At 67.5% G+C, this 13,232-nt stretch carries 16 protein-coding genes; 9 read left to right on the forward strand and 7 right to left on the reverse strand.

The annotated features are described in order from the left end of the window. The first annotated feature begins 136 nt into the window (after positions 1–136). From J1N50_RS16300 to J1N50_RS16320, 5 genes are all read left to right on the forward strand, one after another. Positions 137–1,339, forward strand: coding sequence for a helix-turn-helix transcriptional regulator (locus J1N50_RS16300; RefSeq protein ID WP_215355647.1), 1,203 nt, complete (start codon positions 137–139; stop codon positions 1,337–1,339). A gap of 1 nt (position 1,340) precedes the next feature. After that, positions 1,341–3,128, forward strand: coding sequence for a type I secretion system permease/ATPase (locus tag J1N50_RS16305; protein ID WP_215355650.1), 1,788 nt, complete (start codon positions 1,341–1,343; stop codon positions 3,126–3,128). Then, positions 3,125–4,489, forward strand: coding sequence for an HlyD family type I secretion periplasmic adaptor subunit (locus tag J1N50_RS16310; RefSeq protein ID WP_215355652.1), 1,365 nt, complete (start codon positions 3,125–3,127; stop codon positions 4,487–4,489). The genes J1N50_RS16305 and J1N50_RS16310 overlap by 4 nt, the downstream gene beginning before the upstream one ends. Before the next feature lie 55 nt (positions 4,490–4,544). After that, complete coding sequence (locus tag J1N50_RS16315) at positions 4,545–6,611, forward strand: BamA/OMP85 family outer membrane protein (protein WP_215355654.1); 2,067 nt, start codon at positions 4,545–4,547, stop codon at positions 6,609–6,611. Between the two features lie 100 nt (positions 6,612–6,711). Continuing rightward, positions 6,712–7,545 (forward strand): ThuA domain-containing protein, encoded by an 834-nt coding sequence (locus J1N50_RS16320; RefSeq protein WP_246553667.1) that lies wholly within the window; start codon positions 6,712–6,714, stop codon positions 7,543–7,545. A 10-nt stretch (positions 7,546–7,555) separates the two neighbouring features. Here J1N50_RS16320 and J1N50_RS16325 read toward each other — a convergent pair whose 3' ends face one another. Continuing rightward, entirely contained in the window at positions 7,556–8,464 is a 909-nt protein-coding gene (locus J1N50_RS16325; RefSeq protein WP_246553669.1) for an arylamine N-acetyltransferase family protein, read from the reverse strand. A gap of 158 nt (positions 8,465–8,622) precedes the next feature. Here J1N50_RS16325 and J1N50_RS16330 point away from each other — a divergent pair, with 158 nt between their 5' ends. After that, positions 8,623–9,468, forward strand: coding sequence for a hypothetical protein (locus J1N50_RS16330; RefSeq protein WP_215355656.1), 846 nt, complete (start codon positions 8,623–8,625; stop codon positions 9,466–9,468). Between the two features lie 58 nt (positions 9,469–9,526). Here the strand turns inward: J1N50_RS16330 and J1N50_RS16335 are convergent, their stop codons facing one another. Then, the gene (locus tag J1N50_RS16335) at positions 9,527–9,934 is read right to left on the reverse strand and encodes a DUF1801 domain-containing protein (RefSeq protein WP_215355658.1); all 408 of its coding nucleotides are present in this window, start codon (positions 9,932–9,934) and stop codon (positions 9,527–9,529) included. Positions 9,935–9,946: 12 nt separating this feature from the next. Next, positions 9,947–10,105: a hypothetical protein gene (locus tag J1N50_RS16340; RefSeq protein ID WP_215355660.1), complete on the reverse strand. Its 159-nt coding sequence runs from the start codon at positions 10,103–10,105 to the stop codon at positions 9,947–9,949. Between J1N50_RS16340 and J1N50_RS16345 the strand changes: the two genes are divergently transcribed. Further along, entirely contained in the window at positions 10,104–10,658 is a 555-nt protein-coding gene (locus J1N50_RS16345; protein ID WP_215355662.1) for a hypothetical protein, read from the forward strand. The two genes, J1N50_RS16340 and J1N50_RS16345, sit on opposite strands and share 2 nt — an antisense overlap. A gap of 78 nt (positions 10,659–10,736) precedes the next feature. Then, positions 10,737–11,321 carry a 2'-5' RNA ligase family protein gene (locus J1N50_RS16350; RefSeq protein ID WP_215355665.1) on the forward strand — a complete coding sequence of 195 codons (585 nt, stop codon included), beginning with the start codon at positions 10,737–10,739 and terminating at the stop codon, positions 11,319–11,321. Here the strand turns inward: J1N50_RS16350 and J1N50_RS16355 are convergent. The 3 genes from J1N50_RS16355 to J1N50_RS16365 all read right to left on the reverse strand — a co-directional run bounded on the left by J1N50_RS16355 (position 11,318) and on the right by J1N50_RS16365 (position 12,421). Continuing rightward, positions 11,318–11,746, reverse strand: coding sequence for an OsmC family protein (locus tag J1N50_RS16355; RefSeq protein ID WP_215355667.1), 429 nt, complete (start codon positions 11,744–11,746; stop codon positions 11,318–11,320). The genes J1N50_RS16350 and J1N50_RS16355 overlap by 4 nt on opposite strands. Before the next feature lie 45 nt (positions 11,747–11,791). Next, a complete protein-coding gene (locus tag J1N50_RS16360) occupies positions 11,792–11,995 on the reverse strand; it encodes a DUF2061 domain-containing protein (RefSeq protein WP_215355669.1) in 204 nt (67 codons plus the stop codon). Between the two features lie 66 nt (positions 11,996–12,061). Next, positions 12,062–12,421 carry an Mpo1-like protein gene (locus J1N50_RS16365; protein ID WP_215355721.1) on the reverse strand — a complete coding sequence of 120 codons (360 nt, stop codon included), beginning with the start codon at positions 12,419–12,421 and terminating at the stop codon, positions 12,062–12,064. Positions 12,422–12,549: 128 nt separating this feature from the next. On the opposite strand from J1N50_RS16365, the gene J1N50_RS16370 reads away from it, so the two are divergent. Next, complete coding sequence (locus J1N50_RS16370) at positions 12,550–12,771, forward strand: hypothetical protein (RefSeq protein ID WP_215355671.1); 222 nt, start codon at positions 12,550–12,552, stop codon at positions 12,769–12,771. A 195-nt stretch (positions 12,772–12,966) separates the two neighbouring features. Here the strand turns inward: J1N50_RS16370 and J1N50_RS16375 are convergent, their stop codons facing one another. Further along, positions 12,967–13,146, reverse strand: a complete 180-nt coding sequence (locus J1N50_RS16375; RefSeq protein ID WP_215355673.1) for a hypothetical protein — start codon at positions 13,144–13,146, stop codon at positions 12,967–12,969. Positions 13,147–13,232: the final 86 nt, after the last annotated feature.

Here is a 13,232-nt window from a genome sequence, read left to right on the forward strand (position 1 = left end):
ATGCTTAAGGCATATCGGCAAGGCGCGTCGTCCCATCCGTACCGGGACAGCGCGCCGGACATCATGGTCGCGCGTGCATTTCCTGTTGCGGGATTCTTACCCCCGCTACGGGTCCAATGTTTCATGGGGGGCCATAATGTCTTCGGATGCCGAACTTTCGACCCTTTTCGCCGAGGCGGGCGGCGACGTCTTCTACCCCGCCGGGCCCAGTTTCGAACCCGACCGTGGCGAGCCGATCGCCGGGCAGCAGCGCGACGCCGACATCATGGCGAACACGCGCAAGGTGTGGCACGATTTTCTGGGCCAGTTCGAGATCAGTTCGGCGATCCTGACGGTCGCATTCGCGGCGGGCGGTGCGCAGCGGCACGCTTTCCTGCTCGGTTTCGACCATGTTCGCGGCGACGCGCAGGCGACGCAGCGGCTGCTCGCGATGATGGACGACCTGTGGTCGCGCATCGGCGAACAGCCGGTCCATCATTTCCAGATCGCCGGAACGGGCTTCGGCGCCGAACTCGGCGCACATGACGCGCGCGACGATACGGCGGCGGCGCTTTATGATTGCGGCATCGCGCTGCAGATGAAGCGCGGCGGCGCCAGCATCCGCGCGCTCTTTTTCCGGCAGGGCGGATCGGCGCGGTTCAGCGAGCGCGATGTCGCCTCGCTGCAGATGGTCGCGCCGCTGCTCGCCGATTCGGCGACCCACGCCGCACAGCTCGCGCGCCAGTCGCGCCGCTCGGCCATGCTCGAGGCAATGTTCGACCGCGTCTCGCTGTCGATGGCGCTGCTTTCGGCGGACGGACGCCCGCTGTTCATGAACAGCGCGGCGACCGCGCTCGTCGGCCAGCGCAAATGGCTGATCCGGTCCGCCGACGGCGCGATCGTCGCCGCCAATCCGCAGCAGGCGAAGGAACTGCGCGAAAGCATCCGCCGCGCCGCGACCGCACCGCAGCCGGTCGAGGATGTGTTCCGGCTCGACTGCAGCACCGGCGAATGGCGCCTCGCCTACGTCGTCTCGGCGAAGTCGCGCTCGGGCGATGTCACCGCGCGTTGCGCGATGCTGATCCTGATGGGTCCGGGCAAGGTCGACGCACCGAGCTCGCTGCTCGAAGCGCTGGGGCTGCTGCCGTCCGAACAGCGCTTCCTGGGCCAGTTCCTGAAATCTAGCAGCCTCGGCAACGCCGCCGAAGGGTGCGGACTGTCGGAAGAGACCGCGCGCACCTACCTCAAGCGCGTCCGCGCCAAGCTGGGCGTGCATCGCCAGATGGAGCTGGCGGGCCTGATCTCGGGTCTCGTCCTGCCGCTCCACACGGGCGACGGCCCGGCGCTGCGGGATCGCTGACATGGCGTTCAATGCCCTGACTGCCGCCTTCGGCCGCGAGCGGACCGGCAACATCCTGACCGACAGCCTGCTTCCGCAGCGCGCGATCGCCGGCAAGCTCATCTTCTTCTCGATGATCACCAACCTGGCGGCCCTCGCCATGTCGTTGTTCATGATGCAGATTTTCGATCGCGTGCTGTCGAGCCAGAGCAAGGACACCCTGTTCTTCCTCGTCCTCGCGGTGACGATGGTGATCGGGCTCGGTTCGATGCTCGACGGCATCCGGCAGCAGGTCGCGAACCGGGTCGGGACCTGGCTCGCGCAGCGGCTCGGCCCGTCGCTTCTCGTCCGTTCGCTCGAACAGCGGCTGATCGCCCCGAACACGCGGCTCGAGGCGCTTCGCGAACTGGCGCAGGTCAAGAATTTCATCTCGACCCCGACGGTCTTCAGCGTCGTCGATATGCTGTGGGTGCCGCTCTACCTGTTCATCGTCTTCCTGCTCCATCCGCTTTTCGGCCTGATATCCGCGGTCGGTGCAGTGACCCTGTTCGGGCTGACCTGGTATAACGAGCGCATCACCCGGGCTGCGATCAGCGAGGCGCAGGCGCTTGGCGCGCGCAACATGCAATATGCCGAATCGCTCGTCCGCAACAGCGAGGCGATCGACGCGATGGGGATGGCCGACGACACCGTCGCGCACTGGGCGAACCGATATTATGAAGAGACCAATTCGGTCGACCGCACCCAGTTCCAGTCGAGCAAGATCCTCGCCTGGATGAAGTTCATCCGCAATTTCGTCCAGATCGCTCTGCTGGGCACCGGCGCGCTGCTCGTGCTCGACCAGCAGATCACCGGCGGCGCGATGATCGCCGGCTCGATCCTCATCGCGCGGCTGCTCGCGCCGATCGAAGCCGCGATGAGCTATTGGAAGCAGTTCGTCCTCGCACGCGAGAGCCTGCGCCGCCTGTCGCGCTTCTGCGACCTGCCGCGCCCGCGTCCCTCGCAGATGTCGCTTCCGAAGCCGACCGGAGCGATGGCGGTCGAACGGTTGAGCTATGCCGCGCCCGGAATGAAGGGCGCGATCCTGAAGAATGTCAGCTTCGCGATCGATGCAGGCACCGCGCTGGCGATCGTCGGTCCGTCGGCGTCGGGCAAGACGACGCTGTCGCGGCTCCTTGTCGGCGTCCTCAAGCCGAGCGCGGGGCATGTCCGCCTCGACGGGGCCGACACGTTCGACTGGATGCGCAGCGACTTCGGCCCGAACGTCGGCTATCTGCCGCAGGACGTCGAGCTGCTGCCCGGCAGCATCCGCCAGAACATCGCGCGCTTCCGTCCCGGCGCGAGCGACGCCGATGTGATCGCAGCAGCGAAGCTGGCCGATTGTCACGACATGATCCTTCAGCTCGACGGCGGCTATGACTGCGTGCTGACCGACGGCGGCCACCAGCTTTCGGGTGGGCAACGCCAGCGCGTCGGCCTGGCCCGGGCGCTGTTCGGCATGCCGCCGCTCGTCGTGCTCGACGAACCCAACGCCAGCCTCGACGCGCGCGGCGACGCAGCGCTGCTCGGCACGATCAAGAAGCTGAAGGCGATGAACGTGACGACGATCATCGTCTCGCACCGATCGAACCTGCTCGAGCTTGCCGACAAGATCCTGCTGATGATCGACGGGCAGGCCGCGAAATTCGGCGACGCGCGCACCGTGGTCGAGGAGATGGCCGGGAAGCGGCGGGTGATCCAGCCGGGCGGCGCGCCGGGCGGTCCGAAGACGCCTCCGGCAATGGCGAACGAAAAGGGGATGGGGGCGTGAACATTCCGGTGCGTCTCGACGCCGGCAGCGAGGCCGGTCCGCTCGCCCTCCCTGCACCGGCGGCGGATTTCACCGCGCCAAAGGTCGGGGGGTCGATGCGACTCGCGATGGTCGCGATCGGGCTGTTCGCCGTCGCCTTCGGTATCTGGAGCTGGGCGGCACCGCTCAACAGCGCCGCCATCGCCTCGGGCTTCCTCGAAGCGGCGGGCGGCGGGCGCCGCACCGTGCAGCATCTGGAAGGCGGCATCGTCAGCAAATTCCTGGTCGTCGAGGGGCAGCAGGTCCGCGCCGGCCAGCCGCTGGTGCTGCTCGACGCGACGCAGAACGACGCATCCGACGCCGCGCTGCGCTCCAGCTATTATGGCCTCCTCGCGCAGGACGCGCGGCTCACCGCCGAACGGCTGCGGCTCGACCGGATCAGTTACCCGGCCGAACTGCTCGCGGCCGCAAGCGATCCCGAGGTCAAGGAAATCATCGCCGCATCGAACGCCGAATTCATTTCGCGCCGCCGCGGGCTGTCCGAACAGTCGGCGATCCTGTCGCAGCGGATCAGTCAGGCGAACGCCGACATTCGCAGTGCGGGCGCGCAGATCGTGGCGCTCGGCGACCAGGCCAAATTGCTCGACGAAGAGGAAATGGGCGTAAACATGCTCGTCGACGAGGGGCTGGAGCGCAAGTCGCGCTTGCTCGCGCTGCAACGTCAGAAATCGGCGGTTGCCGGCGAACGCGGCAAGCTGACCAACAATATGGACCGGCTGCGCGACGCGATCGGCGAAACGCAGGCGCAGATGACGTCGCTGCGCGGACAGATGGTGCTCGACGCGGCGCAGCAGCAGCGCGAGGTTCAGCTCAAGATCGCCGAGGCGCGCGAGCAGCTCAAGGTCAGCACCGACGTCCGCAACCGCAAGCAGATCCTGGCCCCGATCGACGGACGAGTCGCGAACCTGCGGCTGATCACGCCGGGCGGCGTGCTGGGATCGGGGCAGCCGATCCTCGACATCGTCCCGACGTCGGAAAAAATCGTCGTATCGGCGCGGCTGCGTCCCACCGACATCGACATGGTCCATGCGGGACTGAAAGCGGAAGTGAAGCTGACGCCCTACAAGGCGCGGGTGATCCCGAACCTGATCGGCACGGTGCGCGAGGTGAGCCCCGATGCGATCTACGACCAGGACGCGCACCAGCTATATTACAAGGTGATCGTCGAAATCTCTCCCGAGCAGCTCAAGCGCTATCCCGACGTGCGGCTCATGTCGGGGATGCCCGCCGAAGTGTTCATCGATCTCGGGTCCAGCTCGCTACTGCAATATCTCTTCCAGCCGATGATCGACAGCTTCAACCGATCGTTCCGGGAATCATGACCCGGGCGGCGGCAGCGGCCGGTGGCTAGCCGGCCGCGAAAGGGGGGAAAAACAGTTGTACGGTTACGGAATTCTGTTCCGGGGCGTCGGCTACGCCGTGCAGGGAACTGCACTGGGCGTCGCGGCCGCGATCGGGATCGGCGATTCCGCACCGCTGGACCCGCCGCCGCGGTTCACGCCCGACCTTCCGCGTCCGTCGCCGGCGATCGATCGGCCCTCTGTCGATCCGTCCGATACGGGTGGGCCGGGCGCGATTGCACTGTCGGCGACGCCGACGCGCGTCGGCCCGTTCCTGTTCGAACCGGTCGGCGCATTGCAGCCGCCACATCGCTGGCGGACTTCGGCGTCGCCCAGCCCGCCCGCGGATGCCCCGGCTGCGGTCGCAGCGGCGTCCGAAACGCTGGTCCACGCCGCGCCTCCGGCTGCGCCGGCCTTTGCGGCACCCGATCTGCCGCAGCCTCCGCCCCCGGCCGCCACATCCCCCGAGCTCCCCGTCCCGGCCCTCCTCCCCGCTGCTCTCCCACTTCCCGCCGCCATCGTCCTTGCCGCTCCGGCGGCGGACAGCGCGCCTTCGGGCGCGGTGCCCCTGGCCGATGCCCCCTTTGCAGCCGAACAGGAAGCGCACGCCATGGACGCGGGATTTCCGGCTTTTGACGCCGATATATCCGCCGTGTCCTGGCTCGGCGATCAGGGGACACAGCGACAGGCGCTCGCCGCGCCGCCCGACCTGGAGCGGCCCGGCGGCGAAGCCTGCCCCGAAACAGCCTGCGGGCCCGACGGCGGCAATGGCCCAAGCTCGCTGATCCCCGACAGCGCGGGCGGCGTCTCCCCGATGCATGCGCCGCTTCTCGATCTGCCGGCGGGGCATGGCGAGGGGGGCGTGACGCTCGCCGCGGCAGCGCCGCGGCCCGAGGCGTCCGAACTCGGTCAAAGCGCCCCTGCCGCCGAGGCGCCGCCGCCCGAAATCGGCCCCGAGGGCAGCACGGTAGAAGGCGAGGCACAGGCCAAGGAAGTCGACCTGCTGAGCCCCGAACCGCTACCGCGCGGCGGGCTGGCGCTGTCGGGCGGCTATTCGTCGATCGAGGGGCCGGTCGGATCGATCAAGCTGTCGCGCACCAATATCAGTGGCCCCGGCCGCGACATCACCGCACTGTTCCGCTATTCGGACATCCAGACACAGGCCGAGGTCGGTTATTCCGACGCCAATTTCATGGGCAGCCGCTTCGCCTTCGCGCCGACCCTGTTCTGGTCGCGCTCGTCGGCGATCGGGTTCGGCAGCGACAAGCAATCCTCCGAATTCCGGCAGGATGCGCGCGGCGCGAATATATTGATCGGCAAGGCGATCAAGGGCGGCTTTCGTGCGACCGCGAACTATCGCTTCGCGAAAGAGAATTTCCGCATCAAGGACAAGGATACCGTCTGCGATCCGGCACTGCTCGGCGGCGCCTTCTGCAACGCGCTCGGCCGCTCGCGCAGCTCGATCCTCAGCCTCGCGCTCAGCCTCGACCGGCGCAACAGCGCGGTCGATCCGACGCGCGGTTTCCAGGTCCGCATCGTGCAGGATCTCGCCGGACCGGGCGGCACATCGCGCTATGCCAAATGGCGGATCGGCGGCACCGCCTACGCAGGCCTCGGCAGCGACCTCGTCCTCTCGCTCGGGGTCGAGGGCGGGTTCCTGACCTCGCTCGGCGGGCGCGAGGTGCCGCTGTTCGACCGCTTCTACATCGGCGGCAATGCGATGCGGGGTTTCGATCTGCGCGGCCTCGGCCCCAAGGTCGTGCCGACCGCCGCGGCGCCGGGCGAAACCACCGCGATCGGCGGTCGCGCATACTATGTCGCGCGTTTCGAGGTGTCGGTCCGGCCGGGCGCAGGGACGAACCGCTTCGGCATCACCCCCAGCCTGTTCGTCGACGCCGGATCGGTGTTCGGCGCGCGCAAGTCCGACCTCGCGCCCGGCGAAATGCTGATCGGCAATTCAGCCAAGCCGCGGGTCGCGGTCGGCATCGGCGTGTCGCTCAACACGCCGGGCGGCAAGTTCCGCATCAATTTCGCCGAACCGGTCGTGCGGCAGGAAGGCGACCGCTCGAAGCGCTTCTCGATTTCCTTCGGTACGGCTTTTTAGCGTCGCGACGGGCAAAGGTACGGCTGTTCGCGCAGAGCGAGGTCGTTGCGCCAGGCCACCGCTATCATTAGCAAGGCGACCCAACGGACAGGAGACCGGGATGCCCACCGCCAAACTTGCCGCCATGCTGCTGCTGACGCTGCAGGCCGGATCGACGCCCGCCCCGCCCGCGGCGGTACCCGACCCCCGCCGCCCGGCGCCGACCTTCGACACCGTCGCGCCGGCGCTGCCCGAACTGAAACACCCCGCGGTGCTGATCGTCAGCAAGACCAACGGCTATCGCCACGACAGCATTGCCCAGGCGGTGCCCGCGATCGAAAAACTGGTGAAGGCGCGCGGCTGGAGCAGCTTCGCGACCGAGAACGCCGCGGTGTTCAATCCAGAGAGCCTGGCCAAGTTCGACGTCATCGTCTTCGCCAATGCCAGCGGCGACATCTATACCCCCGAGCAGCGCGCCGCCCTTCGGGCGTTCATCGCGCGCGGCGGCGGTTTCGTCGGCCTCCACAGCGCGGGTGACGGCAGCCACCCCGACTGGTTCGTCCGGATGCGCGGCAACGGCAATTTCATCGGCCACCCGGGCGGCGCCGACCAGTTCCAGGCGGCGTGGCTGAGCGTCAAGGGGCGCGGCCATCCCGCGACCCGGCACCTGCCCGAACGCTGGCGCTGGACCGACGAATATTACAGCTGGGACGCCCCGCCCGCCGCCGACGCGCATGTGGTAGCGTGGCTCGACGAGGGCACGCTGCGGCTCGATCCGAAACTGCGGATGGGCGACGGCCATGCGCTGATCTGGTGGCGCTGCGAGGGCCGTGCGCGCATCTTCTACTCGGCGCTCGGCCACCGCGCCGAGGCATGGCGCGACGCGACGCACCTGCAGATGGTCAACGGCGCGATCGGCTGGGCGGCGCGCAAGGAAGGAACGGGCTGCAACTAGGGTCCTGACCCTAGGCGACGACCTCCGCCGTCGCCGCGCGCTCGATGACCCGGCGCCAGCCCGGTTCGGGGATCAGCAGAAAGATCTCGCGCAGCGCCGCCTCGATCGCATCGGCCGACAGGTGGCGTTGATCGATGCCGCCGTCGGCGCGGCGGATCGTCAGCCGGTTGTCGCGCAGGCCGTACCGCGCCTCGTCCGTCGTCCGTGCCGCAATTAGCTGGTGGCGGAAATGCGAGGCGGGATGCTGCGATGTGTACCAGTTGCCGACCTCGTAATCGATCGCGGGCGCGGGCGCATCTTCAAGGTCGTACAGCACCCGCCACTCGTCCGCGACCGCGGCCTCGACGCGGTGGCCGCCGCCGTGCGGCGTGACGCGATAGGTTTCGTGCCGCGTCGGCTGCGCCGCGCCGGGCAGGTCCATGGCCAGCGGCTGCGGCGGCACCGTCGCGCCGAAGCCGACGTCGACCAGCCACGGCCGTCCGTCGAGCCTGACGCGGATGGTCATGTGGGTGCGCGGGGTCGCCGGAGCGTCGTCGGGCAGCATCCAGCGCACCCGCCCGATCAACCCCTCGGCGTCGAAACCCAGTTCGGAGAGGACGCGAAGGAACAGCGCATTCTGCTCGAAGCAATAGCCGCCGCGCCCACGGTCGACCAGCTTCGCCTCGATCGCCTCGGGGGCAATGTCGACCCCCGCGCCGGTGAGCGCGTCGAAGGATTCGAACGGAATCGCGGCCTGGTGCGCGGCCTGGAGCCATGCAAGCCCCTCCTGCGTCGGCGCAGGCCGTCTGGCGAGCCCGATGCGCGCCAGATAGCGCGACAGGAAGGATGGCCGTCCCGCACCGTCTTCGGGGCGATCTTCGGCCGGAAGCGGCGGCTGGCTGTGGTGCAACATCGGCAAAGGCTCCTCGAAACGAATCATCTGCCGACCCTTGTGAAAGCTCAACCAAGGTTGAGATCAAGACAAAGAGGAGGATTCCCCCGATCGCCTAATCCATCATTATATGAGGGGGTTACTCATTGCCATCGCGCATCGGCTGGGGCACATTGTCCGCTGCAACATAAACGTCAGGAGACCCCATGACCGCCCTACGCCTTGCCGCTGCGTTCGCCCCCGTTGCCCTGCTGCTCACCGCCACGCCCGTCCGCGCCGCGACCTGCGAGGAAGCCTTTGTGAAAAAGGGCAATGCGATCACCGGGCTTCGCTTCACGGCCGCGGTAACCGTCGCCGACCTGCCGCCCGCGGTCGCGATCGGCCAGATGCGCGGAATCGCCGCGGGCAAGGGCTATGACATCATGGCCGATGAGGCCGAGTTCGGGTCGATGCTGATCGAACAGCCGATGACCGGCGGCGCGCGCGCCTTTCCGATCCAGATCACCGCCACGCAGACCGGCGGTATCGGCACGGTCGTGATGGAGGCCAAGCTGCGCGCCGGCCAGTCGACGAAGACCGAGCTGGCGATGGCCGAAATGTGCGGCATGCTGAACGCGATCAAGGGCGGAAAGGCGGGTGCAGCCGCCGCGAAGAAGGGCGCGACCGCGACGACCGTCGCCGCCGCCCCGGTCAAGATCAGCGCGCTCGGCCTGTCGCAGCAAGTGTCGAAGGACACCGAGCGCAACGCCGCGGGCGTGTTGACGCGGTACAAGGGCAAGCAGTTCACCGTCGACGGCACCGTCGCCTATGTCACCAAGGACGGCAATGCCTTCCGCATCGGCTACAAGGTTCCGAACCCTTGGGAACAGGCGATCCGCCTGCCCAACCAGGCGCCGTTCAAGACCGACATCGTCTGCTATATGGCACCGGGCCAGGCCGCCTATTCGCTCCAGCTCAAGCCCGACAAGGCGATCAAGCTGACGGGCACCGTCGAGGATTTCGACGAGTATAAGCATGTCCTCTGGCTCAAGGATTGCCGACCGGCCCAATAGCGCGGCGGAGGGAGCGTCCGATGCGGGGCGCCCCGCAGCGACGCGGGGCGATCGAACGTTACGACTTGGTGCGTGCAGGCTTCGCAAGATTCGCTTCGACCGCGCCGCGAACAAGCGCCCTGAACGCCGCGGCATCGACCCCGTCGCCTTCGAACAGATCGATCGCACGCCGGACATTGCCGTCGAGGCTCGCATTGAACAGGCGCGCCGGATCGTCGATCGCCGCCCCCTTGGCGAAGGTCAGCTTGACCTTGTCCTTGTAGGTTTCGCCGGTGCACAGCACCCCCGCATGCTCCCATGTCGGCACCCCGCCGGGATTGGTCGGCTTGCGCCACTTGACCGTTTCGACGACGTCGGGATCGGCCTCGCGGATCAGGGCGCGGAGCTTCGCCAGCGTCGCGCCGCGCCAGTCGCCAAGCGACGCGATCTTGGCATCGATCAGCGCCGAGGGATCTTCGTCAGACATCCAAATCTCTCCTCACATCTGCTCGCCCGACAGCAATGGTACCTTTTCCGTCATCGCCTCGGCCCGGTAGCGTCGTGCCGACGATGACATGGCGGGCGCAACGATGCTAGGCTGCGATTCGCGCACCGCCGTGTCCGCTATCGGAAATTCGTGTTTCAGGGGGAAAGCCATGACCATCCGCCGTTTGACGATATGCCTGCCCGCCGTGGCGCTGATGCTCGCCGCCTGCGGCGAAAAGGCCGGGGAGATGCCCGCGGGCGCCGCCACGACGACAGCTCAGGCCGCCCCGCAACCGACGCCTGCCCCCGCGCCCGCAACCGCCGCCGCAAAACCGGCCGAGACGCCCTCGCCGCTGCCACCGACGGCCGGGTCGAAGCTCGCCTCCTATGTTGGGAAATATCCGTTCGACAAGGTCGACGGCGTCGCGTGGAACGACCATGCGCTCGTCAAGGCGGGCATCGCAGCCAGCGTCAAGGACAAGGCGGCGCTGAAAGCGATCACCACGCTCGATGGTCCGGCGGGCCCGATCGAGATGCGCGGCGGCAAGGTCATGTCGTGGGCGTGCGAGGCGCATAATTGCGGCCCGCATCAATGGGCGGTGCTGGTCGACCCGCGCACCGGCGCGACCGACGTCTGCTATTATGACGAGGAAGCCGACGCCGCGAAATCGCGCTGGTTCCTGTCGACGGGCCAGGAGGAAAAACGCGACGGCAACTGCCAGTAGCGCGCGCTCCCGCGATGATTCGACTCTTACGCCCAATGAGAACATAATAGGAACATTGCCCGATTCGGAGGAAAACCGATGACGCCGATGTTCCGCTATTTCCCGGGCTTTCAGGTTCCGGCCGACCGCGCCGGCTGGCTCGCGCGCCAATTGCCGCCGGTGGCGGGAGACCTGTTCGCCGGATTGAAGCCGCAGAATTACCACCTCACGCTCTGCACCATCGACGAAACCGCGGCGCCGCATCCCTTCCTGCGCCAGCGCGTCGCCAAGGCGTTCGAGGCCGGGCTGCCCGCCGCAGCGGCGATCCCCTTCGGCCGCATCGTCAGCAAGGACGCCGGCGCCGAACTAACCACCGTCGGAAGCATCGCCGGCATCCGCCAGCTTTACGAGGCGATCGTCGCGCTGCTCGCGCCGGAGGGGATCGAGCCCCGGTATCGTCAGTCGGGCCTGCGCCCGCACGTCACGCTGGGCGTTGGCCGACACCCGTTCGATCCGGTCCAGGTCGCCTGGCACTGGATCCCGCGCGAGCTCGCCCTGATCGAAAGCCATGTCGGCCACAGCCGCCATCGCGTCCTCCAAAGCTGGTCGCTGCTTGCTCCGGCGCAGGGCGCGTTCGACTTCATGGCCGACGAACTGCCGTCGCCGCTTCGCCGCGCGGCCTAGCTTTCGAGCGTGTGTTCGAGCGTGATCTCGCAATCGAGCAGCTTCGACACCGGGCAGTTCATCTCGGCCTCCTTCGCGATCGCCGCGAACTCGTCGGCCGATATCCCCGGCACCTTGCCGGTCAGCGTCAGCGCCGATTTGGAAATTTCGAACCCGCCGTCGACCTGATCGAGCGTCACCTCGGCGCTCGTCTCGAGCGAACCACCGCTATAGCCCGCGCGCGCGAGCCCGAAGGACAGCGCCATCGTGAAACAGGCCGCATGTGCCGCGGCGATCAGCTCCTCGGGGTTCGTCCCCGGCTGCCCCTCGAAGCGCGTCCCGAAGCCATAGGGCTGCGCGTTCAGCACCCCCGATCTGGTCGTGATCGCCCCCTTGCCTTCCTTGCCGAAGCCTTCGTAGCGGGCGGATGCGCGATTGACGGTCATGCGGAATCTCCTTCGGTTGAAAAGGCGGGACTCGGGAAAGGGCGCTCAGGCCGCAAGCAGCCTACGCCCGGCCCCGGCCCGCTTCCACGCCTTTTCATGGAAGAAGAATGCGACGGCATTGATACAGGGCTCGACGATCGCGATCCCGCCCGCGAGCGCGACCGATCCGGTCATCACATAGGCGACGCTGAACCCGATGGTCAGATGGAGCGACAGATAGGTGAAGGTTTTGGCGAGGTCGGTCGGCATGGCGGGTCTCCAATAGGAACCCGCAAATTAAGAATCATTCGCAATAGCCGCCAACGCAGCCTCTCGCTAACTCTGATCGATTTGTCGGCGCGAACCCCGCTCGACCCCCGCGCGGTCGAGTTCGGGACCCAGCCTCCCGGTCAGCCACAGCGCCCACATCCGGAAGTCGGCGGCGAGGCTCCACAGCGGATAGGTGAAGGTCGCCGGCCGGTTCTTCTCGACCCCGAAATGCGCGAGCCACGCGAAGAAATAACCCGCAACCGGCAAAGCGACGAGCCAGCCCCACCGCGCCGTCAGCAACGCCGCCACCGCGATCAGCACGACAAGGCTGGTCCCGACATAGTGGAGCGCCCGCGTCCACGGCTTGCTGTGCTCGCGCAGGTAAAAGGGCCAGAATTCGGAGAAGTTCGTGTAGAGCCGTGACATGGCGCCAAGGATGCGCTGCCGATGGCGGCTGGTCAAACGAAAGACATCCTGCCGTCGCGGCGCCCGATATTTCGGTATTCTGCGACCCTATGATAGAATCGCGTCCGCGTCGGACAGGGGAGGCGGTCATGAAGAAATCGGTTCGTGCGCTCGTCGGGCTGGTCCTGCTCGACGCGATCATCATCGGCGGCGCCTGGTGGATGATCGGGCAGACGCAAAGCGGGGCATGGCATTCGAACGACCCGGCCGAATCGATCCGGCTGGTCACGACCTTTGCAGGCGCGATGGTCGGCATCGTCACCGTCGTGTTGCTGCTGGCTTTCTTCCGTCATCGCAGCGCCGGCAACTGAACGAAGCCGCCCGACCGTCACCTTTCGGGAGGTCGGGCGGCGCCGGCGGTTCCGTCCGGTCCCCCTTCGCCGGTCCCCCTTCGGATAAGCCGCCGCAATGCTGTGCGGGGAAATTGTGCCCTCCCGCCGGGGTCCTGCGTGGCGGGAGGGCTGGCCCCGTGCCGGCGTACGGGCCAGCACGGAACGGGAGGCTTATCAGCGCGCCGCCTCGCGGACCTTCTGCACCGCGGGAAGAAGAAGGCCGATCAGGATCTGGATCGGACCGCTGCTGATCGTCATGCCGCCCTGCGCGGGCTGCGCCGACTGCGCCATCGCGGGGGTCGCCGACAGGGCGATCGTCAGGGCCAACACGGGGGCGATCATCTTCCTGGTCATCGTCTCTTCCTCTCGATCTGTCCGCCGGGGGGGGCGGTTGATGTTTCGATGAAGAGTTTTTGCCGCATGACGTCACATCTCGCGGT

Source organism: Sphingopyxis soli, from assembly GCF_018682675.1.
Classification (GTDB): Bacteria; Pseudomonadota; Alphaproteobacteria; order Sphingomonadales; family Sphingomonadaceae; genus Sphingopyxis; species Sphingopyxis soli.

What these genes read in the sequence shown, in the direction of transcription:
- J1N50_RS16345 (WP_215355662.1), top strand. Translation starts at nt 10,104, where the DNA reads ATGACCATCCGCCGTTTGACGATATGCCTGCCCGCCGTGGCGCTGATG.
- J1N50_RS16330 (WP_215355656.1), top strand. Translation starts at nt 8,623, where the DNA reads ATGACCGCCCTACGCCTTGCCGCTGCGTTCGCCCCCGTTGCCCTGCTG.
- J1N50_RS16305 (WP_215355650.1), top strand. Translation starts at nt 1,341, where the DNA reads ATGGCGTTCAATGCCCTGACTGCCGCCTTCGGCCGCGAGCGGACCGGC.
- J1N50_RS16355 (WP_215355667.1), bottom strand. Translation starts at nt 11,746, where the DNA reads ATGACCGTCAATCGCGCATCCGCCCGCTACGAAGGCTTCGGCAAGGAA.
- J1N50_RS16300 (WP_215355647.1), top strand. Translation starts at nt 137, where the DNA reads ATGTCTTCGGATGCCGAACTTTCGACCCTTTTCGCCGAGGCGGGCGGC.
- J1N50_RS16375 (WP_215355673.1), bottom strand. Translation starts at nt 13,146, where the DNA reads ATGACCAGGAAGATGATCGCCCCCGTGTTGGCCCTGACGATCGCCCTG.
- J1N50_RS16365 (WP_215355721.1), bottom strand. Translation starts at nt 12,421, where the DNA reads ATGTCACGGCTCTACACGAACTTCTCCGAATTCTGGCCCTTTTACCTG.
- J1N50_RS16320 (WP_246553667.1), top strand. Translation starts at nt 6,712, where the DNA reads ATGCCCACCGCCAAACTTGCCGCCATGCTGCTGCTGACGCTGCAGGCC.
- J1N50_RS16340 (WP_215355660.1), bottom strand. Translation starts at nt 10,105, where the DNA reads ATGGCTTTCCCCCTGAAACACGAATTTCCGATAGCGGACACGGCGGTG.
- J1N50_RS16360 (WP_215355669.1), bottom strand. Translation starts at nt 11,995, where the DNA reads ATGCCGACCGACCTCGCCAAAACCTTCACCTATCTGTCGCTCCATCTG.
- J1N50_RS16350 (WP_215355665.1), top strand. Translation starts at nt 10,737, where the DNA reads ATGACGCCGATGTTCCGCTATTTCCCGGGCTTTCAGGTTCCGGCCGAC.
- J1N50_RS16335 (WP_215355658.1), bottom strand. Translation starts at nt 9,934, where the DNA reads ATGTCTGACGAAGATCCCTCGGCGCTGATCGATGCCAAGATCGCGTCG.
- J1N50_RS16370 (WP_215355671.1), top strand. Translation starts at nt 12,550, where the DNA reads ATGAAGAAATCGGTTCGTGCGCTCGTCGGGCTGGTCCTGCTCGACGCG.
- J1N50_RS16325 (WP_246553669.1), bottom strand. Translation starts at nt 8,464, where the DNA reads ATGATTCGTTTCGAGGAGCCTTTGCCGATGTTGCACCACAGCCAGCCG.